At 71.3% G+C, this 21,721-nt stretch carries 18 protein-coding genes and 1 pseudogene; 9 read left to right on the top strand and 10 right to left on the bottom strand.

All coding sequences use genetic code 11. The features are described from left to right. Positions 1–92: 92 nt before the first annotated feature. Positions 93–1,091, top strand: coding sequence for a zinc-binding alcohol dehydrogenase family protein (locus ACFY10_RS28100; RefSeq protein WP_390667981.1), 999 nt, complete (start codon positions 93–95; stop codon positions 1,089–1,091). 47 nt (positions 1,092–1,138) lie between these two features. Beyond that, entirely contained in the window at positions 1,139–2,041 is a 903-nt protein-coding gene (locus ACFY10_RS28105; protein WP_390667982.1) for a DUF3626 domain-containing protein, read from the top strand. Here the strand turns inward: ACFY10_RS28105 and ACFY10_RS28110 are convergent. The 5 genes from ACFY10_RS28110 to ACFY10_RS28130 form a co-directional block, all read right to left on the bottom strand. Continuing rightward, entirely contained in the window at positions 1,993–2,616 is a 624-nt protein-coding gene (locus ACFY10_RS28110) for a PAS domain S-box protein (RefSeq protein ID WP_390667983.1), read from the bottom strand. The genes ACFY10_RS28105 and ACFY10_RS28110 overlap by 49 nt on opposite strands. Before the next feature lie 88 nt (positions 2,617–2,704). Continuing rightward, positions 2,705–4,348, bottom strand: a complete 1,644-nt coding sequence (locus tag ACFY10_RS28115; protein WP_390667984.1) for a glycoside hydrolase family 13 protein — start codon at positions 4,346–4,348, stop codon at positions 2,705–2,707. A gap of 45 nt (positions 4,349–4,393) precedes the next feature. Further along, a complete protein-coding gene (locus ACFY10_RS28120) occupies positions 4,394–5,236 on the bottom strand; it encodes a carbohydrate ABC transporter permease (RefSeq protein ID WP_390667985.1) in 843 nt (280 codons plus the stop codon). Further along, positions 5,233–6,231 carry a carbohydrate ABC transporter permease gene (locus tag ACFY10_RS28125; protein WP_390667986.1) on the bottom strand — a complete coding sequence of 333 codons (999 nt, stop codon included), beginning with the start codon at positions 6,229–6,231 and terminating at the stop codon, positions 5,233–5,235. The genes ACFY10_RS28120 and ACFY10_RS28125 overlap by 4 nt, the downstream gene beginning before the upstream one ends. An 11-nt stretch (positions 6,232–6,242) precedes the next feature. Next, positions 6,243–7,532, bottom strand: coding sequence for an ABC transporter substrate-binding protein (locus tag ACFY10_RS28130; protein WP_390667987.1), 1,290 nt, complete (start codon positions 7,530–7,532; stop codon positions 6,243–6,245). Positions 7,533–7,742: 210 nt separating this feature from the next. On the opposite strand from ACFY10_RS28130, the gene ACFY10_RS28135 reads away from it, so the two are divergent. From ACFY10_RS28135 to ACFY10_RS28155, 5 genes and pseudogenes are all read left to right on the top strand, one after another. After that, entirely contained in the window at positions 7,743–8,795 is a 1,053-nt protein-coding gene (locus ACFY10_RS28135) for a LacI family DNA-binding transcriptional regulator (protein ID WP_390667988.1), read from the top strand. 128 nt (positions 8,796–8,923) lie between these two features. After that, positions 8,924–12,091, top strand: coding sequence for a bifunctional cytochrome P450/NADPH--P450 reductase (locus ACFY10_RS28140; RefSeq protein ID WP_390667989.1), 3,168 nt, complete (start codon positions 8,924–8,926; stop codon positions 12,089–12,091). Positions 12,092–12,115: 24 nt separating this feature from the next. Continuing rightward, entirely contained in the window at positions 12,116–13,090 is a 975-nt protein-coding gene (locus tag ACFY10_RS28145) for a phosphotransferase family protein (protein ID WP_390667990.1), read from the top strand. A 90-nt stretch (positions 13,091–13,180) separates the two neighbouring features. Next, on the top strand, positions 13,181–14,473 hold the full coding sequence (locus ACFY10_RS28150) for an ROK family protein (protein ID WP_390667991.1): 1,293 nt from the start codon (positions 13,181–13,183) through the stop codon (positions 14,471–14,473). Positions 14,474–14,768: 295 nt separating this feature from the next. Continuing rightward, a pseudogene (locus ACFY10_RS28155) lies at positions 14,769–14,993 on the top strand (M15 family metallopeptidase); the annotation flags it as partial. Positions 14,994–15,001: 8 nt separating this feature from the next. On the opposite strand, the gene ACFY10_RS28160 reads toward ACFY10_RS28155, so the two are convergent. Next, positions 15,002–15,961 carry an SDR family NAD(P)-dependent oxidoreductase gene (locus ACFY10_RS28160; protein WP_390667992.1) on the bottom strand — a complete coding sequence of 320 codons (960 nt, stop codon included), beginning with the start codon at positions 15,959–15,961 and terminating at the stop codon, positions 15,002–15,004. 84 nt (positions 15,962–16,045) lie between these two features. Further along, positions 16,046–17,068, bottom strand: coding sequence for a PHP domain-containing protein (locus tag ACFY10_RS28165; RefSeq protein WP_390667993.1), 1,023 nt, complete (start codon positions 17,066–17,068; stop codon positions 16,046–16,048). 84 nt (positions 17,069–17,152) lie between these two features. Between ACFY10_RS28165 and ACFY10_RS28170 the strand changes: the two genes are divergently transcribed. Next, complete coding sequence (locus tag ACFY10_RS28170) at positions 17,153–17,389, top strand: hypothetical protein (protein WP_275772004.1); 237 nt, start codon at positions 17,153–17,155, stop codon at positions 17,387–17,389. Between the two features lie 4 nt (positions 17,390–17,393). Here ACFY10_RS28170 and ACFY10_RS28175 read toward each other — a convergent pair whose 3' ends face one another. From ACFY10_RS28175 to ACFY10_RS28185, 3 genes are all read right to left on the bottom strand, one after another. Next, entirely contained in the window at positions 17,394–18,623 is a 1,230-nt protein-coding gene (locus tag ACFY10_RS28175; RefSeq protein WP_390667994.1) for a ricin-type beta-trefoil lectin domain protein, read from the bottom strand. 138 nt (positions 18,624–18,761) lie between these two features. Beyond that, positions 18,762–19,394: a VanZ family protein gene (locus ACFY10_RS28180; RefSeq protein ID WP_390667995.1), complete on the bottom strand. Its 633-nt coding sequence runs from the start codon at positions 19,392–19,394 to the stop codon at positions 18,762–18,764. A gap of 222 nt (positions 19,395–19,616) precedes the next feature. Beyond that, complete coding sequence (locus tag ACFY10_RS28185) at positions 19,617–20,279, bottom strand: DUF4230 domain-containing protein (protein ID WP_390667996.1); 663 nt, start codon at positions 20,277–20,279, stop codon at positions 19,617–19,619. Between the two features lie 144 nt (positions 20,280–20,423). Here ACFY10_RS28185 and ACFY10_RS28190 point away from each other — a divergent pair, with 144 nt between their 5' ends. Further along, on the top strand, positions 20,424–21,614 hold the full coding sequence (locus ACFY10_RS28190) for a cytochrome P450 (protein ID WP_390667997.1): 1,191 nt from the start codon (positions 20,424–20,426) through the stop codon (positions 21,612–21,614). The last annotated feature ends 107 nt before the right edge of the window (positions 21,615–21,721 follow it).

The raw sequence follows: 21,721 nt of genomic DNA on the forward strand, positions 1-21,721 counted from the left end.
TCTCTTGACACCGGTTGAAGAGGTGTCGGAGAGTGACACCAGTTCAACCGGTGTCGGCCGTGTGTGCGGCTGTGACAGGAAGCAGGTGCGGTATGCGTGCGGTACGGATCGACGAGTTCGGCGGGCCCGAGGTGCTGGTGCCGGTCGAGGTGCCCGAGCCGGTGGCCGGGCCCGGTCAGGTGCTGGTGCGGATCGCGGCGGCGGGCGTGAACCGCGCCGACGCGCTCGTCCGGGCCGGTGTCTACCACCGGGCCGGGCGTCCGCCGCTGATCCCGGGCGTCGAGGCGGCGGGTGTCGTCGCGGCGGTGGGGGAGGGGGTGGCCGGCCTGGAGGTCGGGCAGTGGGTCATGGCTCTGGACGGGGTCAACGCCCCTGGTTTCTATGCCGAGTTGGCGGTGGTGCCCGCCTCGCAGGTCACTGCGCTGCCGGAAGGCGTGGGCCTCGTCGAGGCGGCCGCGCTGCCGGTCGCCTGGCTCTCCGCCTGGTACTGCCTGCGGCATCTGGCCAAGGTCGCCAAGGAGGACACGGTGGTGGTGAAAGCGGCCGCGAGCGGGGTCGGCAGCGCGGCCGTGCAGATCGCCGCAGAGACCGGCGCGCGGGTCATCGCCCTCGCCGGGTCTGCGGAAAAGGCGGCGTGGGCGGGGGAGTTCGGTGCCCAGGACATCGTCGACACCTCCGCACATCCCGACGAGGCGGAGGTCGACGAGGTGCTGCGGCTGACCGACGGACGCGGGGCCGACGTCGTCCTCGACACCGTCGGTGGCCGGGCGTTCGGGCGGAGCCTGCGCGAGGTCGGGCACGGCGGCCGGGTTGTCGCGCTCGCCAACGTCGCCCTGGAGCCCAGCACCATCGACACCCGCGACTTCTATCCCAAGAACGTGTCCGTGCTCGGCTTCCAGCTCACCAACCTCCAGATCCACGGCTACGATCCCCGCCCCGATCTGCGCGAACTGGCCGAGCGGGTGGCCGCGGGGGCGTATCGCGTGCCGGTCGAGAGCGTCGTACTGCTCGAAGAGGCACGCACCGCCCACGAGTTGCTGGAGCGGCGGGACAACCGTGGCAAGATCGTCCTGGCGGTGGCCGACCTCTGACGCATCCTCGCGGCCGCCCCTGGACGGAGCGGAGGGCAGGGAGACCGATGGATCTCGGACATGTCGAGTCGGCTCGGGCACGGCAGGCGCTGCGGCATGTCGCCGCCCGCTCCACGGGCCCGGCCCTCGCCCCCGACCTGCGGATCACGCTGAACTTCCACCCCGACCGGCTCACCGGCGGGCTGCCGATCCTCCAGGCGCTCGCCCAGGACGGCGTCTACCACTCGCAGTTCGTCACCGGCACCAGCAACGGCGGGCTCACCGCGCACCCGGGCGGTGACCGCTGGCGCTGGGAGAGCCGGATCTTCGGCTGCGCCTACGACGACGCGGACCCGCACGACCGGCCCGTGTACGGCGCGCTGAACTTCCGGCGCCAAGTGGTGGGCGCCGCACCGCGGTTCGGCTCCTCGCACTTCCGTCTCACCGCCGAGGCCCTCGCCCGCACCACCTTCTGCTACCCCGACAGCGCGGCCGAGCCGGCCGACTTCGGGGTCGCCGCCGGCATGTCGCTGATCGCGCTCGCCGAGGCCGACGAGCAGGACGCCCTCAACGACTACATCGAGGCCCAGGTCCACGGCGGTGTCCTCCTCGCCGCGCACATGGAGGCGCTCGTCCTCGACGAGAGCTACCGCGGCACACCCGTCGAGGCCGCCGCCCGCCTGCTGCCCTGCCCCGTCGAATGGCACCCCGGCTACCGGCTGAGCGTGACGCAGCTGAGGGAGCACACGGACTACCGGGGGCAGGAGTACGTGGAGTTGGGCGCCCGGATCGCCCAGGACGGCCACGTCGACCCGAGGATCATCGGCGACGCCGCCCGCACCGGCCGCCACGAACTGCAGGACCTGAAGATGGTGTGGCACACCCTCGCCCGCTTCGGCGCGCCCGAGGGAGCGGGCACCGCCTATGTGCCGGGCGGCCACACCCCGGGAGTGAGCACGCCGAGCGCATAGGCCCGGGCGACCAGTTCGGTACGGTTCGACGCGCCCCAGCGCGTCGACAGCCGCCGCAGGTGGTACGTGACGCCGTCCGTGCTGAGGCCGGTCTCCTTCGCGGCCCTGGCGGTGGTGGCGCCCCCGGCGAGCAGCGCCAGGATGCGGGCCTCCACCGGCGCGACCCGCACGGGCTCCTCGGCGAGCTGCTCGCGTTCGCCCAGCACACGCAGCATCACCAGCAGAGCGGGCGTCGCCTCCACGGTGTCGCTGACCGGATCGGCCGTCAGTTCCCCGAACCGCTCGGACCCGCCCGGCGCCTCCCAGCGCACCGACACCTGATACCGCGACCGGTGCCGCAGCCGCAGCGCCTGCGCGATCCGCTTCACCTGCGTGGTCTCCTGCGGCCGGAACAGCTCCAGCACATCACGGCCGCGCAGCCGCCCCGGGGTCGTACCGCACTCGGCCGCCATCGCCGGGTTGGCCAGCAGGACGGCGCCGTGCACATCGCACACGGCAACAGGCACGGAAACCCGGTCGAAGAGGGTCAGGGCGCGATTGCGCCACACGACGGCCTCCCGGCTGCTCTCGTCCACTCACACCTCCTGCCACCTGGCACGACGGCACCACCCGCACTGCGTGCACCACACAATCATGCAGGGCGGCAAGAGGTGGAAGCCCCCTCTACACGGCGAGCCAGGCCGCCTGGTCCGGCGCCAGCAGACCGTCCTCCACGGACCCACTGGCCAGCAGAACCGAGGCATGCCCGGGCAGCCGGTACGCCTCGGCCGAGAGGTTCACCAGGCACACGAACCCGGGTTCGCGCCCGAGGGCAAGAACACCGGCGGGGGCGTCGAGCCAGGTCAGGCTGCCGTCGCCGAGGGCCGGGTGTTCGCGGCGCAGGCGCAGGGCGGCGCGGTACAGCTCCAGCATCGAGCTCTCGTCGCCGGTCTGCGCGGCCACACCGAGGTCAGCCCAGCCGGCCGGCTGCGGCAGCCACGGCTCGTCCGTCGCGCCCTCCGGGCTGAAGCCGTACGGTGCACTCCGTCCCGACCAGGGGATCGGCACCCGGCAGCCGTCGCGCCCGCGGTCGGTGTGCCCGGAGCGCTCCCAGACCGGGTCCTGGAGGACGGACTCGGGCAGGTCCTCGACCTCCGGAAGGCCGAGCTCCTCGCCCTGGTAGATGTAGGCGCCGCCGGGCAGGGCGAGCATCAGCAGGGCGGCGGCGCGGGCCCGCCGTGTACCCAGTTCGAGGTCCAGGGGACCTTCGGGGCGGTAGGGCTCGTTGGCCGTCCACCGCCTGACCACCTCGCGGCCGTAGCGGCTGGGGTGGCGCACGACGTCGTGGTTGGACAGCACCCAGGTGGCCGGGGCGCCCACTGCGCCGAGCATGGCGAGGGAGTCGTCTATGACGGCGCGCAGGTCCTTGGCGTCCCAACTGGACATCAGGAAGTCGAAGTTGAACGCCGTGTGCAGACCGTCCCGGCGGACGTACGCGGCGAGCCGCTCCGGGGTGTCCGCCCACGCCTCGGCGACGAACGAGCGGTCACCGGGGAACTCGTCGGCCACCCGGCGCCAGGCGCGGTAGATGTCGTGCACCTCGTCCCGGTCCCAGTGCGGATGGTCGAAGTGCTGTCGTGGCCCTTCGGCCGCCGCTTCCGGTCGGGGCGGCAGGTCGGGCAGTTCGGGGTGCTTGATCAGCCCGTGCGCCACGTCGATACGGAAGCCGTCCACGCCCCGGCCGAACCAGAACCGCAGAATCGACTCGAACTCCGTCCGCACTTCCGGGTGTTCCCAGTTGAGGTCCGGCTGCTGCGGGGCGAACAGGTGCAGGTACCACTCCCCGTCGGGCAGCCGGGTCCAGGCCGGGCCGCCGAAGGAGGACACCCAGTCGTTGGGCGGTTCGGCGCCGTCGGGCCCCCGGCCGGCCCGGAAGACGTAGCGCTCCCGCTCGGGGCTGCCCGGCCTGGCGGCCAACGCGGCCTGGAACCACGCGTGTTGGTCGGAGGTGTGGTTGGGCACGATGTCGGGGATCACCCGGATCCCGTGCCCGTGCGCCTCCTCGATGAGCTGCTCCGCCTCGGCGACCGTGCCGAACAGCGGATCGATCTGCCGGAAGTCGGCGACGTCGTAACCGTGGTCGGCCATCGGCGACTTGTACCAGGGGTTGATCCAGATCGCGTCCACACCGAGCGACTTCAGATACGGCAGCCGGGAGCGGATGCCGGCGATGTCGCCGACACCGTCGCCGTTCCCGTCGGCGAAACTGCGGATGTAGACCTGGTAGATGACGGCGTCGCGCCACCAAGGGGCGGTGCTGGTGGTCATGTCGGTGCGTACTCCTCGGAGATCGGTGAGGGGAGAAGGACAGGGCTACTTCGCCGCGCCCGCCGTGAGGCCGGCCACGATCCGGCGCTGGAACAGCAGCACCACGACCACGAGCGGAACGGTGACCAGGACTCCGGCGGCCATCTGGCTGCCGAACGGCGTCTCGAACTGGGTGGCGCCCGCGAACTTGGAGATCGCGACGGGCGCGGTCTGGATCTCGGGCTTGTTGGTCATCGACAGCGCAATGAGGAACTCGTTCCAGGCCGCGATGAAGGTGATGATCGCGGTGGTGAAGATGCCGGGCGCGGCCAGCGGGATGATGACCTTGCGGAACGCCTGGCCGCGGGTGCAGCCGTCGATCATGGCCGCGTGCTCCAGCTCGTCCGGCATCTGCCGGAAGAACGCCGTGAGATTCCACACCGCGAGCGGCAGTGTGAACGACATGCTGGGCACGATCATCGCCTGATACGTGTTGATCCAGCCGAAGCCGACGAACATCTTCAGCAGCGGAACCACGATCGACACCACCGGGAACATCGATGTCGCGATGATCAGCGTCAGCACGAACCGCTTGAAGCGGAACTCCAGCCGCGCCATCGCGTACGCCGTGAACGTCGCCAGCAGCAGCGCGCAGACGGTGGTGATCCCGGCCACCACAAGGCTGTTGAGCAGCGCCCGGCCGAACTCCTGGGACGGGTCCAGCACGGCCCGGTAGTTCTCGAAGGAGATCCGGGACGGGAGGAGGGAGTTGTCGAAGATGTCCGAGGTGCGGCGCAGGCTGGAGACCAGCATCCAGTAGAAGGGCGCCAGACAGTAGGCGACGACCGCGGCGACCCCGAGCCACAGAAGCGCCTTGCGCACGGCCGGGTGCAGGGTGATGGGGGTCATGCGGTCACTTCCTTACGACGACGCGGCACAAGGTCCGTACCCAGCAAGCGGACGAACGCCAGCGCGATGAGGAAGACGTAGACGAAGAGGATCACCGCGTAGGCGGCGGCCGGCCCGAACCGCACGTTCGCCGCCTGGTCCTGGGCCAGCATGGACAGCGTTTCCACGGACGTCTTCTGCGCGCCGATCAGGATGTAGGGCAGGTCGAACATGCGCAGCGCGTCGAGCGTGCGGAACAGCACGGCCACCAGCAGCGCGGGCTTGACCAGCGGCAGCGTGATGCTCCAGAACTGGCGCAGAACGCCCGCCCCGTCCATCCTGGCCGCCTCGTACACCTCCTTCGAGATCACCTGCAGACCGGCCAGCACGAGCAGTCCGATGAAGGGAGCCGTCTTCCACACGTCGGCGATGATGACCGCGGCCTTGGCATGGAACCCCTCGGTGGTCCACAGGATCTGACGGCCGATCAGAGCGTTGGCCACTCCGTCGCTGTTGAAGATCCAGCGCCACAGCAGACCGGTGACGGCGGTGGGAATGGCCCACGGCACGAGGATGGACGCGCGGACGACCGCCCGGCCGCGCAGCGCCCGGTGCATGATCAGCGCCATCGCGATGCCGAGCACCGTCTCCAGGGTGACCGTGGTGACGGTGAGGAAGGTCGTGTTCCAGAAAGCGTTCCAGAAGCGGTCGCCCGCCGCTCCGAAGATCGCGGTGTAGTTGTCGGCGCCGACGAACGGGTCGTGGTCGCGTACGAACCCGGTCTGCGGGTCGAGGCCCGGGGTGCCGTAGAACGAGTCCTTCAGCGCCACGATCGTCGGATAGAGGACGACGATCGCCAGGACCAGCAGCGTCGGCGAGACCAGGAGGGCGGCCATCCTGCCCTCGCCGGAGGTGGCTTTGCGGCGGCGGCCCGGGAGGGCCCGACCGGTGGCGTTTTCGCGCGCCTTCGCTTCCGGCCGGTCGAGGCGGTCGGGCGGGTTGTGGGTGGTCACCATGTCGTGTCTCCTCACTTCCCGGCCGCCTGCTGCCGCAGGTCCTGCTGGAGATTGCGCAGTGCGCTCGTGCTGCTCTCGGCCCCGGTCAGCGCGGCGAACGCCTCCCGCTGGATCGCGGCGGTGACATCGCCGTAGCCGAAGACGCGCGGCCGTGGCACCGCGTGCAGGATCGACTGCTTGAGGACGGGCAGGTACGGATACTTCTTCACCAGGCGGGGGTCTGCGTACAGGGCCTGGTACGTGGGTGCGGCCGGCGCGTAGGCCAGCGCGAACCGCTGGGTGTCCTGGCTGGTGAAGAACCGGATGAAGTCCAGCGCGGTGGCCTTGTTCTTCGCCGAGGCGGACAGGGCGAGGTTGTGGCCGCCCAGGCTGGAGGCGCCGGGGCCGTCGAGGCCGGGCAGCGGTGCGACGGCGAACTTCCCGGCGACCTTGCTGGCGCCGTCCTTCTTGTTGACCAGCGGATACATGTACGGCCACTGTCGTTCGAAGACCAGCTTGCCGGACTGGAAGGCGCGGCGGGCGTCCTCCTCCTGGTAGGTGGCGGCCTCCTTCGGGATGGTGCCGTCCCGGAAGGAGCGGACCAGGAAGTCCAGGCCCTTCCTGGCCTGCGGGGTGTCGAGGTGCGGGCGCCCCTTGGCGTCGGTGACGACCCCGCCCGCGGAGTTCACCGCCTCGGCGAAGTTGACGGTCAGGCCCTCGTACTTCTGGAACTGGCCCGCGTAACAGGACACGCCCCTGGCCGCGGGCAGTTTGCGGACCTTGGCGCAGTCGGCCTTCAACTCGGCCCAGGTGGTGGGCGGTTGGTCGATGCCGGCCTGCTTCAGGAGGTCGGTGCGGTAGTAGAGCATGCCGCCGTCCGAGCTGGCCGGGACGGAGTACAGGCCACCCCGGTACATTCCGGTCGCCACGATCGGCTTCAGCATCTCGTCCAGCGGGAAGCGGTCCTCGGGCAGCCGGTCCACCCACCGGTGCGCCGCGAACTCCGAGGTCCACACCACGTCGAGGGACAGCACCGTGAAGGCGTCCGACCTCGTCGCCGCGTTCTGGATCATCTGCTGCCGCTGCGCGTCGGGGTCGGTGGGCAGCTGGACGAAGGTGACCTTCTCCTTCGGGTGCGCCTTGTTCCAGCGGTCGAGCACCGCCGCCACCGTGCCGGTGTTGTCGGCACCGGCGACGTAGGTGATGGGGCCCCGCCCCGTGCTCGACACCGAGCCGCCATTGGCGCCGCACGCGGCGAGGGCCGCCAGCCCCGCGCACAGCGCACCCGAGCGTTGCAGCGCTCTGGTCGTCCTGTTCTTCAATGTTTCTCCCGGGCAGCGATTGCAAGAATGATTACGCAGCTCAGAGCATGTGATGACTACTTTCTGAGGCCTCGTGCGCTCTCTGTGAGACAACGCTTGCAAGCTAGGAGGGTCATGGCTGGCACGTCAATGCGTTACGCGCAAGTAATTCGATGACAGCGCTGTCACCGGGCGCGGCGGATTCGTGCACGCTTGTGCTAACGTCCGCCCATGCCTGCAGCTCAACGGCACCCCACGATGGCCGATGTCGCCGAACGGGCCGGGGTCTCCGTGTCCACCGTCTCCCGCACGCTGCGGGGGCTGTCGAGCGTGTCGCCGGACGTCCGTACCCGGGTCGAGAAGGCCGCGCGCGAGCTGAACTTCGCGGTCTCACGGCAGGCCTCCAGCCTGGTGACCGGCAGGACCGGCGTCGTCGCGGTACTGGTGCCCACGCTCAACTCGTGGTTCATGGGCTCGGCCCTGTCCAGCCTGGGCCCGCTGCTGCGCGCGGCGGACATGGAGCTGACCGTCTACGTGATACCCGACCTGGCCGAACGCGCCTCGTTCTTCGAGCAGTTGCCGGCCCGGCGCAACGCCGACGCGCTGCTGGTCCACTGCTTCGACCTCACCGAGGAGGAGGGCGCACGGCTGGACGACCTCGGGATGCCCGTCATCTACGTCAGCCAGCACGCCGAAGGGCGCCCGAGTGTCTACGTCGACGACGCGGCCGGGGCCCGGCACGGCACCCGGCACCTGCTGAACCTGGGGCACCGCCGCATCGCCTTCATGCAGAGCCCGGGCGCCAGCGGCTTCTCCTTCAGCTCCCACGAGAGACTGCTCGGCTACCAGCAGGCGCTCGCCGAGGCCGGCATTCCCCTGGACGACTCCCTCGTGGTGGCCGCTCCGGCCGCGGACAAACGCGCCGTCGCGGAGGCGCTGGGGCAACTGCTCAGTCTGCGCGAGCCGCCCACCGCCGTCTTCGCCGAGCAGGACGAGCTCGCCGCCGCCCTCATCTGGACTCTGCGCAGGGCCAGGATCGAGGTGCCCGAGCAGATGTCCGTCCTCGGCTTCGACGACCAGCCGCTGGCCGAGTGGTTCGACCTGACCACGGTGGCCCAGTCGCCCTCCGAGATGGGGCGGGTGGCCGGCGAACTGGTCCTGCAGCTGATCAACGACCCCGAGGCGGACGGCAAGCGGCACATCGTCCTGCCGACCCACGTGATCCCGCGAGGCACCACCGCACGGCCGACCGGGCCGGCGACCGAGGCCGAGAACCGGTCCTGAGGACTTCCGCAAGCCCCCGAGGACGTTCTTGACTACACGATCATGTAGTCCCGTGGCGCGAACGACCGGGCCCGCTCGACCAACCTTGACCGCAGTACTCCCGTACCGCGAAAGGCAGTTGTCGCGCCATGCCCCCCACCGCCCTGCACCCCCACACCGCGGACACCCTCCCCGGCGTACCCGTCGTCGACATCACTGCCACCGGACCGGGCCGCACGCCCATCCAGCAGGTGATGGGCCTCATGCGCGAGCACGGGCCGGTGCTCGTGCGGCGGCTGCACGGGCGCGACGCGCTGTTTGTCGGCGACCTGGACCTGGTGGCCGACCTCGCCGACGAGAAGCGGTTCGCCAAGCATGTCGGGCCCGCACTGGAGAACGTCCGCGAGTTCACGGCCGACGGCCTGTTCACCGCGTACAACGACGAGCCCAACTGGGCCAGGGCGCACGACATCCTGATGCCCGCCTTCGCGCTCGGCTCGATGCGCACCTACCACCCGGTGATGCTGAAGGTGGCTCAGCGGCTCATCGCGTCCTGGGACCGCGCGGCTCGCGCGGGGGAGTCGGTAAACGTGCCCGACGACATGACCCGGATGACCCTCGACACCATCGGACTCGCCGGATTCGGCTACGACTTCGGGTCCTTCGAACGGGACGAGGCCCACCCCTTCGTCGAGTCCATGGTCCGCTGCCTGGAGTGGGCCATGACCCGCCTCGCCCGCACGCCGGGCAAGGACTACTCGGCCGCGGACGCCGCCTTCCGGGACGACTCCGCCTACCTGGCCCAGGTCGTCGACGACGTCGTCGCCTCCCGCGCCGGCGCCGACCAGACCGGTGCCGAGGACCTGCTCGGCCTCATGCTCACCTCCCGGCACCCCGCCGACGGCACCACCCTCGACGCCGCCAACATCCGCAACCAGGTCATCACCTTCCTGATCGCCGGTCATGAGACGACCTCCGGCGCGATGTCCTTCGCCCTGTACTACCTGGCCAAGCACCCGACCGCGCTGCAGCTCGTGCAGCGCGAGGCCGACGCCTTGTGGGGCGACCAGGCCGACCCGGAGCCGACCTACGACGAGGTCGGCAGGCTGACCTACACCCGCCAGGTCCTAAACGAGGCGCTGCGGCTGTGGCCGACGGCCGCCGCCTTCAGCCGGCACGCGCTCGAGGACACACTGCTCGGCGGGCGGATCCCGCTGCGCGCCGGGCAGGCCGTCAGCGTGCTCGCCCCGATGCTGCACCGCCAGCCCGTGTGGGGCGACAATCCCGAGCTGTTCGACCCGTCCCGGTTCACCGCCGAGGCGGAGGCAGCGCGGCCGGTGCACGCCTTCAAGCCGTTCGGCACCGGTGAACGCGCCTGCATCGGGCGGCAGTTCGCGCTGCACGAGGCGACCATGCTGCTGGCGATGCTCGTCCACCGCTACCGGCTGCACGACCACGCCGACTACGCGCTGAACGTGAAGGAGACCCTCACCCTCAAGCCCGAGGGCTTCACCCTGACCCTCACGCCGCGCACCCCCGCCGACCGCGAGCACGGTGCCCTGCCGGGCGTCCGGCCGGCCGAGGCCCCGCAGAGCCTCGCCCCGCATACCCTCCCCGCCCGCGTCCGCCCCGGCACCGGCGTCCTCTTCCTGCACGGCAGCAACTACGGCACCTGCCGCGAGTTCGCCTCCCAACTCGCCGACGAGGCCGCCGAGTTCGGCTGCGAGACCCAGGTCGCAGCCTTGGACGCCTACGCGGGCGGCCTGCCCACAGACCGGCCCGTCGTCATCACCGCCGCCTCCTACAACGGCCGCCCCACCGACGATGCCACCGCCTTCGCCGCCTGGCTGGAGGACACCCACGACCTGACGGACGTCACCTACGCCGTCCTCGGCGTCGGTGACCGCAACTGGGCCGCCACCTACCAGCACGTCCCGACCCGCATCGACGACCGCCTCGCCGAGCTGGGCGCCCGCCGGCTCGTGGACCGCGCGGCCGCCGACGCCTCGGGTGATCTGACGGGCGCAGTGAGGGACTTCACCGCCCGGCTGCGGACAACCCTCCTCGAGCAGTACGGCGACCCGGACGCCACCGACCCGGCCGGCGGCGAGCCCACCACGGCGTACGAGGTGCGCACCCTGACCGGCGGCCCCCTGGACGCGCTCGCCGAGCGGCATGGACTCGTCCCCATGACGGTCACCGAGGCCCACGACCTCACCGCCCCCGGATACCCGCGCCGCAAGCGCTTCGTCCGCCTCGCCCTCCCCGACTCCGCCGCCTACCGCACCGCCGACCACCTCACCGTGCTGCCCGCCAACGCCCCGGCTCTGGTCGACCGCGCCGCTGCTGCCCTCGGCGTCGACCCCGACACCGTCCTGGACATCCGGGCCGCCCGCCCCCGCCGCGACGGCCTCGCGGTGGACCGCCCCTTGACGGTACGCCAACTCCTCACGCACCACGTCGAGTTGCAGGACCGGCCGACCCCCGCCCAGCTAACCGCCCTCGCCGCCGCCAACCCCTGCCCGCCCGAGCGCACGGCCCTGGCCGCCCTCACCGGCGACGACCCGCGCACCCTCGTCGAGCTGATCGAGGACCACCCCGCCCTGCGCGGAGCCCTCGACTGGCCGCAGCTCCTGGAGATCCTCACCCCGCTGCGCCCCCGCCACTACTCCATCTCCTCCTCGCCCGCCGTCGACCCGGGCCACGCGGACCTGATGGTCTCCCTGCTGGAGGCCCCCGCACGCTCGGGCAAGGGTGTCTACCGAGGGGTCGGCTCCGGTCATCTCGCCGCCGTCGAACCCGGCGACACGGTGTACGCCCGCGTCCAGCCGTGCCGCGAGGCGTTCAGGATCAGCGGCGCGACTCCGGTGATCATGATCGCGGCCGGTACGGGCCTCGCCCCCTTCCGTGGAACCGTCGCCGACCGCACCGCCGCCCTCGCCTCGGGTGCCGAACTCGCCCCAGCCCTCTGCTACTTCGGCTGCGATGCACCCGACGCCGACTTCCTGCACGCCGAGGAGCTGCGCGCCGCCGAGACCGCCGGAGCCGTCTCGCTGCGCCCGGCCTTCAGCACCGCGGGCACCTTCGTGCAGCACCGCATCGCCGCCGAGGCCGACGAGGTGTGGGAGCTGCTGGGCGCCGGGGCCCGGGTGTACGTCTGCGGCGACGGTTCGCGGATGGCGCCGGGTGTGCGCGACGCGTTCCGTACCCTGTACCTGGACCGCACGCCGCACGCGGACGGCATGGCCGCCGAGGAGTGGCTGAACGGCCTGATCGCGGACGGGCGTTACGTCGAGGACGTGTACGCGGCCGGCTGACCGAAGGGGAGAGGTGGGCGCACGGTGGCGGACTCCTGGGAAAGAGCCCGGCGCATCCTGGAGGACGCACGGATCCCTCCCGACCGCCTCGCCCACCTGCGCCCCCTGCACGGCGGCACGTACAACACGGTCGAGGAACTCCGGCTCACCGACGGCAGCCGCTACGTGCTCAAGGTCGCACCGGACACCCCGGGACTGCGCTACGAGCGCCAACTGCTCGTCTCCGAGGCCGAGTTCTACCGCCGTGCCGCCGAGGCGGACGTACCCGCGCCGCGCCTCATATCCGTCGGCGGTGGCACCGCAGCACGTCATCTGCTGATGACGGCCTGTCCGGGCGAGGGCTGGGACGGTTCGCTCGCCGACGGCCAACAGGCGGCCCTGCGCGGGGAGTTGGGCCGCCAGGTGGCCCGTCTGCACCGGGTGACCGGACCGGGCTTCGGCTATCCGTCCGGAGCCCTCGGCCCGCTCGCCCCCGACTGGCGGACCGCCTTCACCACGATGCTCGACGCCATCCTCGACGACGCCCGCCGATACGGCGCGAGGCTGCCCCGCACCGCCGACGAGGTGGCCCGCACCGTCCGCACGGCCTGTCCCGCGCTCGACGAGGTGACGACCCCGAGCCTCGTCCACTTCGACCTGTGGCCGGGCAACATCCTCGTCGACCGCTCGGCGGGGGAGCCCCGCATCGGCGGGCTCATCGACGGGGAGCGCATGTTCTGGGGCGACCCGCTGGCCGACTTCGTCTCGCTGGCGCTGCTGGGGGACATCAAGAAGGACGAGGCGTTCCTGGACGGCTACCGGGAGGCCGGCGGGCGGGCCGAGTTCGACACCCCGGCCCTCCTCCGCCTCGCCCTCTACCGCACCTACCTCTACCTGATCATGCTCACCGAGACGGTCCCCCGGGAGGCCGGCGAGGAACAGGACCGCTGGGTCCAGGATGTCGTCGCCCCGGAACTCGTTGCGGCCCTCGACGAGATCGAGGAGCTGGCCACCTCTTAGCTCACATCGTGAACTAAGGGTTGGGGAATGTCGCGCCGGGCCCGCAACCGGAGGTATGTTGCAGGTCGAACAGGGTGCGAAGGGAGCCACATGGCTGCGGGGCGGAACGGGCGCACGGTACGCGACCTCAGGCGGGCCAACCGCACGGCGGTGCTGCAGCGGCTCTATTTCGACGGGCCCCTCAGCCGCTTCGAGCTCGGCCCGGCGACCGGGCTCAGCTCAGGATCGGTCAGCAACGTCGTCGCGGACCTGGTCGCGGACGGCCTGGTCGAGGAGGCCGGGAGCGTCGACTCCGACGGCGGCCGCCCCCGCACCCTGCTGCGCGTGGCACCCGGCAGCGGCCACATGATCGGCGTCGACGTCGGCGAGACCCGGGTGCGGATCGAGCTGTTCGACCTGACCCTCACCGAACTCGCCCGCGCCGAACGCCCCTTGGAGCAGCAGCGCTACGAGGTCGAGGTCATCGTCGGCCACATCCGCGACGGCATCGCCGAGGTGCTCGCCGGCGCAGGCATCGCACCCGAGCAGCTCCTCGGCGTCGGCATCGGCGTCCCCGGCATCGTGGAACGCACCCCGGACCGCGGGGCCGTCGTCCACGGGCAGACCATCGGCTGGGACGCGGTCCCGCTGGAGAGCCTGCTCCGCTCCACCTCCCAACTCCCGGCCACCGTCCCGTACTTCATCGACAACGGCGCCAAGACCCTCGGCCAGGCGGAGATGTGGTTCGGCGGCGGACGCGGCGCCCGCAATGCGGTCGTCGTGCTGTTCGGCTCCGGCGTCGGCGCCTGCCTCGTCACCCCCGAGGTGGAGCACGGCCGGGCGGTCGAGTGGGGGCATCTGACCGTACGGGTCAGGGGGCGGCGCTGCCGCTGCGGTGCGCTCGGCTGCCTGGAGGCGTACGCGGGCGCCGAGTCCCTGCTGGACCGCTGGCGCGAGGAGGGCGGGCGCCCGCCCGAGGGCGCCGACGAGGAGACGGCACTGACCGCGATGCTGGCCGCCGCGTATCCCTCCGGGGGCGGGGCAGCCGACCCGGTGGCGCTGGCCGTCCTGGAGGAGACCGCGGAGTACCTGGGTGCCGGGCTGTCCGACCTGATCAACCTCTTCCAGCCCGAGCGCATCCTCATCGGGGGCTGGGCGGGGCTTCAGCTCGGCGCACGGTTCCTGCCCGCCGTACGCCGGCACGCGGTCTCGTACGCTCTGCGCCACCCGGCCGAGAACGTCACCATCGACCTCGGCCGGCTCGGCCCGGACGCGGTCACCGTCGGCGCCGCGATCCTGCCCCTTGCCGACTTCTTCGCCCGCGGAGGCCGCCGCGCCGAACCCGCCCCCGAGGGCCCGGCCCCCGCCTGGCGCACGGCACTGGAGGAGCGCGCCCCGCACTGACAACCGGACACCGGAACTCGGGTTTCGCCGCGTACAGGCCAGGACGGCGAGCCCGTGCCGCGGGATCTGCCGGACCAGCAGGCCCGCGAGGGCGAGGATCCGTGGGAGGGGACCCCGACGCGGCCGACGTCGACGAGTCCGCCGAGGACGTCCCCGACACCGACGAGGCCGGCACCGGCAGGCAGGGCGCCCCGCACTCGGGAGCCGTCCGGGAGACGATCAAGCCATGGGCGAGATCATCGCGATGGCCGACGCCCGTGTTGCCGCCCTACCCGTGCAGGAGAACGGTGAGCCCCTCGCCGACACCGGCGGCCGCGAACTCGACCTGGGCACCCCCAGGAACGCCGGCCCCGACGACATCACCGACGAGACCCGAGCCAACCGCGTCGTGCTCGGGACGGCACTGAACACGGCCGGCCTGGTCAACTACCCGACCGAGTGGTGGCACTGGTCGTACGGGGACCGGTACTGGGCGCTGATGACGGGGGCGCCCGCGGCTCTTTACAGGCCCAGAGAACTCGAAAGCCGTCAGCCGGCGAAGGCGTTCACGCCCGTCAGCTGCGCCGACAGCTCCCACAGACGTGCCGCCTGCTCGGGGTCGGTCGCCCAGTCCTTGACACCCGTGGGCCCGTCCGCGAGGGCGGGCTCGGCGATGTCGCAGTCCTCCAGGTAGACGCCGCCGAGGCCGTCCAGCTGCGGGGAGGTCGCCGCCCACACCTGGGTGGCCGCGCCCTGCTCCGGGGTCTTGAAGCCCGAGGGGTTGAGCACGGTGCCGTTCTCGTCGATCCAGCCGCGCTCGATCATCTCCTCCTTGGGGATGTGCCGTTGGAGCGGGGTGATGATGCCGCCGGGGTGCAGGGAGAAGGCGCGCACGCCCGCGTCGCGGCCGAGCTTGTCGAGGTGCACGGCGAACAGGACGTTCGCGGTCTTGGCCTGCCCGTAGGCCTGCCACTTGTCGTATCCCTGCTGCCAGTGGACGTCGTCCCAGCGCATGCCGGAGAAGTGGTGGGCGCGGGAGGACACGGACACGACGCGCGCGCCGCCGGGCGCGATCGCCGGCCAGAGGCGGTTGACCAGGGCGAAGTGCCCGAGGTGGTTCGTGGCGAACTGGGCCTCCCAGCCGGGCCCCACCCGCGTCTCCGGGCACGCCATGATCCCGGCGTTGTCGATCATGATGTCGATGTTCCGCCCGGAGGCGAGGAACCGCTCGGCGAAGCCGCGCACGCTCTCCAGGTCGCCGAGGTCCAGCTCGTCCACCTCGACGCCGCCGATCCCGGCCAGCGCCTCCTCGGCGGCGGCCCGGCGACGGGCCGGAACGACGACCCGGGCGCCCGCCTTCGTGAGCGCGCGGGTGGTCTCCAGGCCGAGCCCCGAGTAGCCGCCGGTGACGATCGCCAGCGTTCCGTCCAGGTCGATGCCCCTGAGGACTTCCTCGGCGGTGCTGGTGGCGCCGAACCCGGATCCGATCTTGTGCTGTGCAGTGCTCATGCCGGAACGCTACGAATTGGAGTGCGCTCGAAGTCAAGCGGAAAAGGGTGGTCGAGCGGAGCCGTTGGTACCCGCCTGCCGCGATCACGCCGGTGTGCGCCGGTCCCGGGTCCAGGCCAGCAGGTCGTCCAGGGGCCAGGTGGTCACCACGCGCTCGGCGGGCACCCCGCACTCCTCCGCCCGGGCACAGCCGTGGATCTGCCAGTCCAGCTGGCCGGGGGCGTGCGCGTCCGTGTCGATCGAGAACAGCACGCCAGCGTCCACCGCCCGGCGCAGCAGCCGCCGCGGCGGGTCGAGCCGCTCCGGGCGGCTGTTGATCTCCAGGGCCGTGCCCGTCTCGGCACACGCAGCGAACACGGCGTCCGCGTCGAACTCCGACTCGGGCCGCCCCCGCCCGGTCACCAGTCGCCCCGTGCAGTGACCGAGGACGTCCGAGTGCTGATCGCGTACGGCGGCCACCATCCGGCGGGTCATCGAACGGGCGTCCATACGCAGCTTGGAGTGCACGGACACCACCACGACGTCGAGCCGTTCCAGCAGTTCCGGCTCCTGGTCGAGCGAGCCGTCGTCGAGGATGTCGCACTCGATGCCGGTGAGCAGCCGGAACGGCGCCCAGGTCGCGTTCAGTTCCGCCACCACCTCCAACTGCTCCCGCAGCCGCTCGGGGGAGAGGCCGCGCGCGACGGTCAGCCGCGGCGAATGGTCGGTCAGCGCCGCCCACTCGTGCCCGAGCGCTGCCGCAGCCCTGCCCATCTCGTCGATCGGGCTGCCCCCGTCCGACCAGTCGGAGTGCAGATGGCAGTCCCCGCGCAGCAGCGCCCGAAGCCCCTCACCGCCCTCGGCGTGCAGCACCCCGGCCTCGCCCTCCAGCTTCTGCAGATAGCCTGGCACCTGCCCGGCCAGCGCCTCCCGCACCACCTGTGCCGTCTTCGGGCCGATGCCCTTGAGCGACTCCAGCGACCCGTCGGCCGCCCGCTCGCGCACCTCGTCGCCGGGCAGCGAAGCCAGCAGGCGGGACGCCGTGCGGAAGGCGCGGACGCGGTAGGTCGGGGCCAGTGACCGCTCCAGCAGGAAGGCGATGCGGTCCAATGCCTCAACCGGATCCATGGTGACCTCCTGCTCCGCGGCTCCCGGCAGCGCGCGGGCTCCGTCCGACCGCGCCCGGGCGATTTGCGTCCTACGCTCTATTGCATGACTGAAATCGCGAGCCCGCGCGTCTCCCATCCGCGGATCATGGTGCTCGGGGTACAGCCGGGCACACCGCCGTTCCGGATCGTGGAGATCGACGGCATTGTGGTCGGTGAGGCGAAAGTCGTCACCGACGTGCTGGAGGCGGCCGCCGCCTTCGGCATCACGGTTCACGACATGGACGACCCGGACGTGGTGCGCTGGGTCGGCGGCGACAAGTTCACGTGGAGGCTCCGCTAGCCGGTCAGCCGACCGTCCACTTCTGGTTGGCGCCGCCCGTGCAGGTCCAGATCTGCAGCCGCGTGCCGTTGGCCTGGTTGTTCCCGGTCACGTCGAGGCATTTGTCGGCCTGCGGATTGACGATGTCGTGCGCCGCGGTGACCGTCCACTTCTGGTTGGGGCCGCCCGTGCAGTCCCACAGCTGGACGGTCGAGCCGTCCGCCGTGCCGTTGCCGGTGATGTCCAGGCACTTGCCGAGCGCGCGGAGCGTGCCGTCCGAGCCGACGGTCCACTGCTGGGCGGCGGTGCCGTTGCAGTCGTAGAGCTGGACGGGGGTGCCGTTGGCGGCGTTCGCCCCGGCGACATCCACGCACTTTCCGGCCAGCCCCTTGATGGCCGCCCCGGTGGCCGTGTCACTGGTCGTGACCGACACCGAGTCCACCACCAGCTGCTGCGGGAAGACCGTGGAGCCGTCCGGGTCGCCGGGCCAGTAGCCGCCCACCGCCAGGTTCAGGATCAGGAAGAACGGCTTGTTGAACACCCAGGTCTTCCCGCCCAGGTCGGCGGGCGTGCGCCGCTGGTAGACGTTGCCGTCCACGGACCAGGTGATCGAGTCGGGCGCCCAGTCGACGGCGAAGGTGTGGAAGGCGTCGGCGAAGGCCTGGCCGTTCGGCAGCGAGTAGGCCGCGCCTATGCCGCCCGAGCCCGAGTAGCCGGGGCCGTGGATGGTGCCGTGCACGGTGGACGGCTCGAAGCCGACGTTCTCCATGACGTCTATCTCGCCCGAGTCCGGCCAGTTGACCGGCGTGCCGAGCATCCAGAACGCCGGCCACATGCCCTGCCCGCGCGGAATCTTCATCCGCGCCTCGACGTGCCCGTACTGGGCGTTGAACTTCCCGGAGGTGTTCAGCCGCGCCGAGGTGTACTGGCAAGTGCCGTACCAGCACTGGTAGTTGGCCGGGTTCTCGCGCCGGGCCGTGATCACCAGGTGCCCCTGGCCGTCCAGGGCCGCGTTCTTGTTGCCGGACGTGTAGTACTGCCGCTCGTGGTTGTTGACGTTGTCGCCGGTCTCGGTCTGCCACTTCGAGGAGTCGACCGCGGCCCCGGCGGGCCCGTCGAAGCTGTCGGAGAACGTCACCGCGGCAGCGCTCACCTCCGGCGGATCCGCCTGTGCCGCACCGGTCGCGGCGGACGCGACCAGTACGGCGGACAGGGCGGCGAACAGACATCTGCGCAGCAGTCGTGGGGAGGCCACGGCACTTCCTTCCGTACGGCGGCCGGTCGCACGGGTGGGCCGGCCGAGGTGGGGGGTGAAGGCGTCGCCTCTTGATTTAAGGAGTGAGATAAGTGGGCGTCAATACCTTGGTATGGACCAGGGTGCGGGGCGGCCCGGCTATGCGTCCTTTGCCCGCTTCGCCGCCCGGCTGTGCAGCCGCTCCCGCGCGTGCACCGCCCGGCCCATCCGCCGCCCCAGGAGGACGTAACCGATCAGTGCGCCGGTGGTGTTGAGGATGACGTCGTCGATGTCGAAGGCGCGCCCGGTCACCAGCGCACCCTGAGCGAACTCCACCAGCAGCATGACCACGGCGGTCAGCACGAGCACCCGCAGCAGCCCGCGGGCCCGCGGGGCCAGAACCGGGACGAGAACACCGAACGGGACCCCCAGCAGTACATTGCCGCCGATCTGTTTCACGGCGTCCCGCAGCGCCGGCTGATCCAGATAGGCCCGCATGGTGCTTCCCGGATGCAAGTTCGTGTGTGCCATCGCCGCCGACGCGGGGGAGGGCTCCAGCGTCAGCCGGGCCAGCACCACGGCGAACGCCACCATGACCCCGAAGGCGCACAGCATCGCCAGCAGACGGATCGGCAAGGCCAGGACGTGTCGCTCGCGCGGGACAGGCCGCGGCTTGCCCCCGGCCTTGGCGGATTTGGCGGCCTTGGTGGACTTGCTCGACTTGGTGGGCTTGTCGGACTTGGTGGTACGCAGGCGCAACGCTGAACGTGGTCGTAAGGCTGCACGGGCCATCCGGTCCTCCAGTCTTCAACTTCCCTGCGTCGTAAGCCGGTTACCCACTCGGCGGCCGAGAATGCCGCCAGGGAGGTGCGATCACCTCCGTGCACCGGACCCCGGCAGGCGCCCTGCTCGGCCTCCTGCCGACGCTGCTCGCCGCCCCGGACTGGGCGCCGCCGCTGCGGCGCCCAGTCCGGGCACGTCGGGGACTACGTCGCATGGGTGCTGGGCGCCTGATCAGCTGCCGTAGCTGATATGCACCTCCTTGAAGCCGAGGGAACGCAGCAGACCGTCGAGCATGTCGGTGGTGTTGGTCTCGGCGCGCGTGGTCAGCCCGCTGTCCTTCGCCGCGTCACCGATGTGCCTGACCGCGAGTTTCTGCACGGCCTGTTCACTGTTGGGGTTGTCCGAGAAGAGGTCGCCGAGGCGGTCGAGGAGACCGCGCTGCTTGGAGACGGCGTAGGAGCGGTCGGGGTCGAGGGCCGGCTTGCCGAGCGCCGCGTGCGGCAGCCGGAGGGTGGCGGACGTACGGTCGCCGTTGACCGTCACGTCGTCCTTGCCGACCTTGCCGAGGTCGACGTACGCGTCGACGGTCCCCGCACCGATGTACAGCGTGCGGGAGCCGCGGATCGCGTCGGGCAGGTATTTGGTGTCCTTCTCCAGGTCGACGACGACCTGGAAGTTGCCGGAGGCGGCGTCGTAACGGCTCATGTCCTGGATGGACTGGAGCAGTGCGGGTCCCGAGCGGTCGTGCGTCTCGGTGCCGAACAGGTCCTTGAGGCCAGGGAGCACACTCAGCCGGATCCCGGCGAAGAACACCACGAGCACCAGTACTACGGCGCTCACCGCCTTCGCCCAGCCGGGCATGCGCCTGGACATGCGCCTGATGGGAGTCGTCATGGCGACGGCCCTCCTTCCTACTGTTCCGAATGCCCCCCAAACCCCTTGGCAGACCGTCCCGTTGGCCGATTGGCGCCCCTGACGGAAGCAGTGCGGGCGCACTAGCGTGGAGAACCGTCCTTACCGGCGCGCCTGGAGTCCCGGATGAGTACAGACAGCACGTCCCGGCCCCTCTGCCCCATGCACCGCATCGGCCTCCCGGAGCCCGGACCGCCCCGGCCCGGCACCCTCGCCACCGGCACCCAGGTGTGGCTGGTGACCCGCTACGCCGACGTACGTCAGGTGCTCATGGACCCCCGGTTCAACCGGAGTTCCCTGCACGCCGAGGACGCCCCGCCGCTGCTCGTCGTACCGAACCTGCTGGACGACCCGAACGGGCTCCTCAACCAGGACGGCGAGGCCCACCAGCGGCTGCGCGGCACGGTTCAGCGGGCGTTCACGCCCCGCGCGATCGCCCGCTGGCGTCCCTGGGTGGCCTCGGTGGTCGAGACACTCCTCGACGACTTCGCCGTGCAGGACCGGCCCGCGGACATCATCGAGGGATTCACCCGCCCGCTGCCCGTCTCCGTCATCTCCCGGCTCATGGGGCTCGACCACGTGGACCGCGAACGCATCCGTCACTGGGCCGACCACGCGCTCTCGGGCGGCGCGCACACGCGAGAGCAAGTCGTCGCCGCCATGCACGAGTTCGGGGCGTTCGCCGCCGATCTGGTCGCCCAGCGGCGCAAGTCTCCCGGCGACGACCTGGTGAGCGGGCTGGTGGCGGCGGGCGACAGCCTGGACATAGCCGAGCGGCAGCTGGTGACCCTGGTGTGCGGGCTGGTGGTCGCCGGGCACGAGACCACCATGACGGCGCTCGGCAACATCGTCGTCTACCTCCTCACCGACCGGCAGGAGGCCTGGCCCGGCCTCGCCGAGGACGAGGAGGCGGCGGCCGTCGCGGCCGAACAGCTGCTGCGTGCCGTCCCGCTGAGCGAGGGGCGCGTGCTGCCCGGCCTGATCCGCCGCGCCGTCGAGGACACCGAGGTCGGCGGCGTGACCATCCCGGCGGGCAGCGTGGTCGCCGTCCAGACCAACTCCGCGAGCCGCGACCCCGACGTGTTCCCGCCCGGCCCGCCCGACCTGTTCACCCCGCTGACCGCACCCAGCGTGATCTTCGGCGCCGGCCCCCATCACTGCCTCGGCGCCTGGCTCGCCCGCCTGGAAATCGGCCTCGCCCTGCACCGCCTGACGGCCCGCTTCCCCGGCCTGCGCGCCGAGTTCACACCGGGGACGATCGAGTGGCGGGAGGGCCAGATGACCCGCAGTCCGAGGCGGCTGCCGGTGTCGTGGTGAACATGGTGCGGTGGGAGCCGGGTTCACAAGCGTGCTGACATGTCACCGAGGCCGCTTGGGGCTGACGTGAGTGCGGGCGGCGGCGCATCGGAATCCGCTGCGGTTCG

Source organism: Streptomyces sp. NPDC001401, from assembly GCF_042895385.1.
In the GTDB taxonomy this organism is placed as follows: domain Bacteria; phylum Actinomycetota; class Actinomycetes; order Streptomycetales; family Streptomycetaceae; genus Streptomyces.

Excerpts from the sequence above, each read along its gene's own strand:
- ACFY10_RS28100 (WP_390667981.1), top strand. The coding sequence starts at position 93 with ATGCGTGCGGTACGGATCGACGAGTTCGGCGGGCCCGAGGTGCTGGTG.
- ACFY10_RS28105 (WP_390667982.1), top strand. The coding sequence starts at position 1,139 with ATGGATCTCGGACATGTCGAGTCGGCTCGGGCACGGCAGGCGCTGCGG.
- ACFY10_RS28115 (WP_390667984.1), bottom strand. The coding sequence starts at position 4,348 with ATGACCACCAGCACCGCCCCTTGGTGGCGCGACGCCGTCATCTACCAG.
- ACFY10_RS28120 (WP_390667985.1), bottom strand. The coding sequence starts at position 5,236 with ATGACCCCCATCACCCTGCACCCGGCCGTGCGCAAGGCGCTTCTGTGG.
- ACFY10_RS28125 (WP_390667986.1), bottom strand. The coding sequence starts at position 6,231 with ATGGTGACCACCCACAACCCGCCCGACCGCCTCGACCGGCCGGAAGCG.
- ACFY10_RS28135 (WP_390667988.1), top strand. The coding sequence starts at position 7,743 with ATGCCTGCAGCTCAACGGCACCCCACGATGGCCGATGTCGCCGAACGG.
- ACFY10_RS28140 (WP_390667989.1), top strand. The coding sequence starts at position 8,924 with ATGCCCCCCACCGCCCTGCACCCCCACACCGCGGACACCCTCCCCGGC.
- ACFY10_RS28150 (WP_390667991.1), top strand. The coding sequence starts at position 13,181 with ATGGCTGCGGGGCGGAACGGGCGCACGGTACGCGACCTCAGGCGGGCC.
- ACFY10_RS28160 (WP_390667992.1), bottom strand. The coding sequence starts at position 15,961 with ATGAGCACTGCACAGCACAAGATCGGATCCGGGTTCGGCGCCACCAGC.
- ACFY10_RS28165 (WP_390667993.1), bottom strand. The coding sequence starts at position 17,068 with ATGGATCCGGTTGAGGCATTGGACCGCATCGCCTTCCTGCTGGAGCGG.
- ACFY10_RS28170 (WP_275772004.1), top strand. The coding sequence starts at position 17,153 with ATGACTGAAATCGCGAGCCCGCGCGTCTCCCATCCGCGGATCATGGTG.
- ACFY10_RS28180 (WP_390667995.1), bottom strand. The coding sequence starts at position 19,394 with ATGGCCCGTGCAGCCTTACGACCACGTTCAGCGTTGCGCCTGCGTACC.
- ACFY10_RS28185 (WP_390667996.1), bottom strand. The coding sequence starts at position 20,279 with ATGACGACTCCCATCAGGCGCATGTCCAGGCGCATGCCCGGCTGGGCG.
- ACFY10_RS28190 (WP_390667997.1), top strand. The coding sequence starts at position 20,424 with ATGAGTACAGACAGCACGTCCCGGCCCCTCTGCCCCATGCACCGCATC.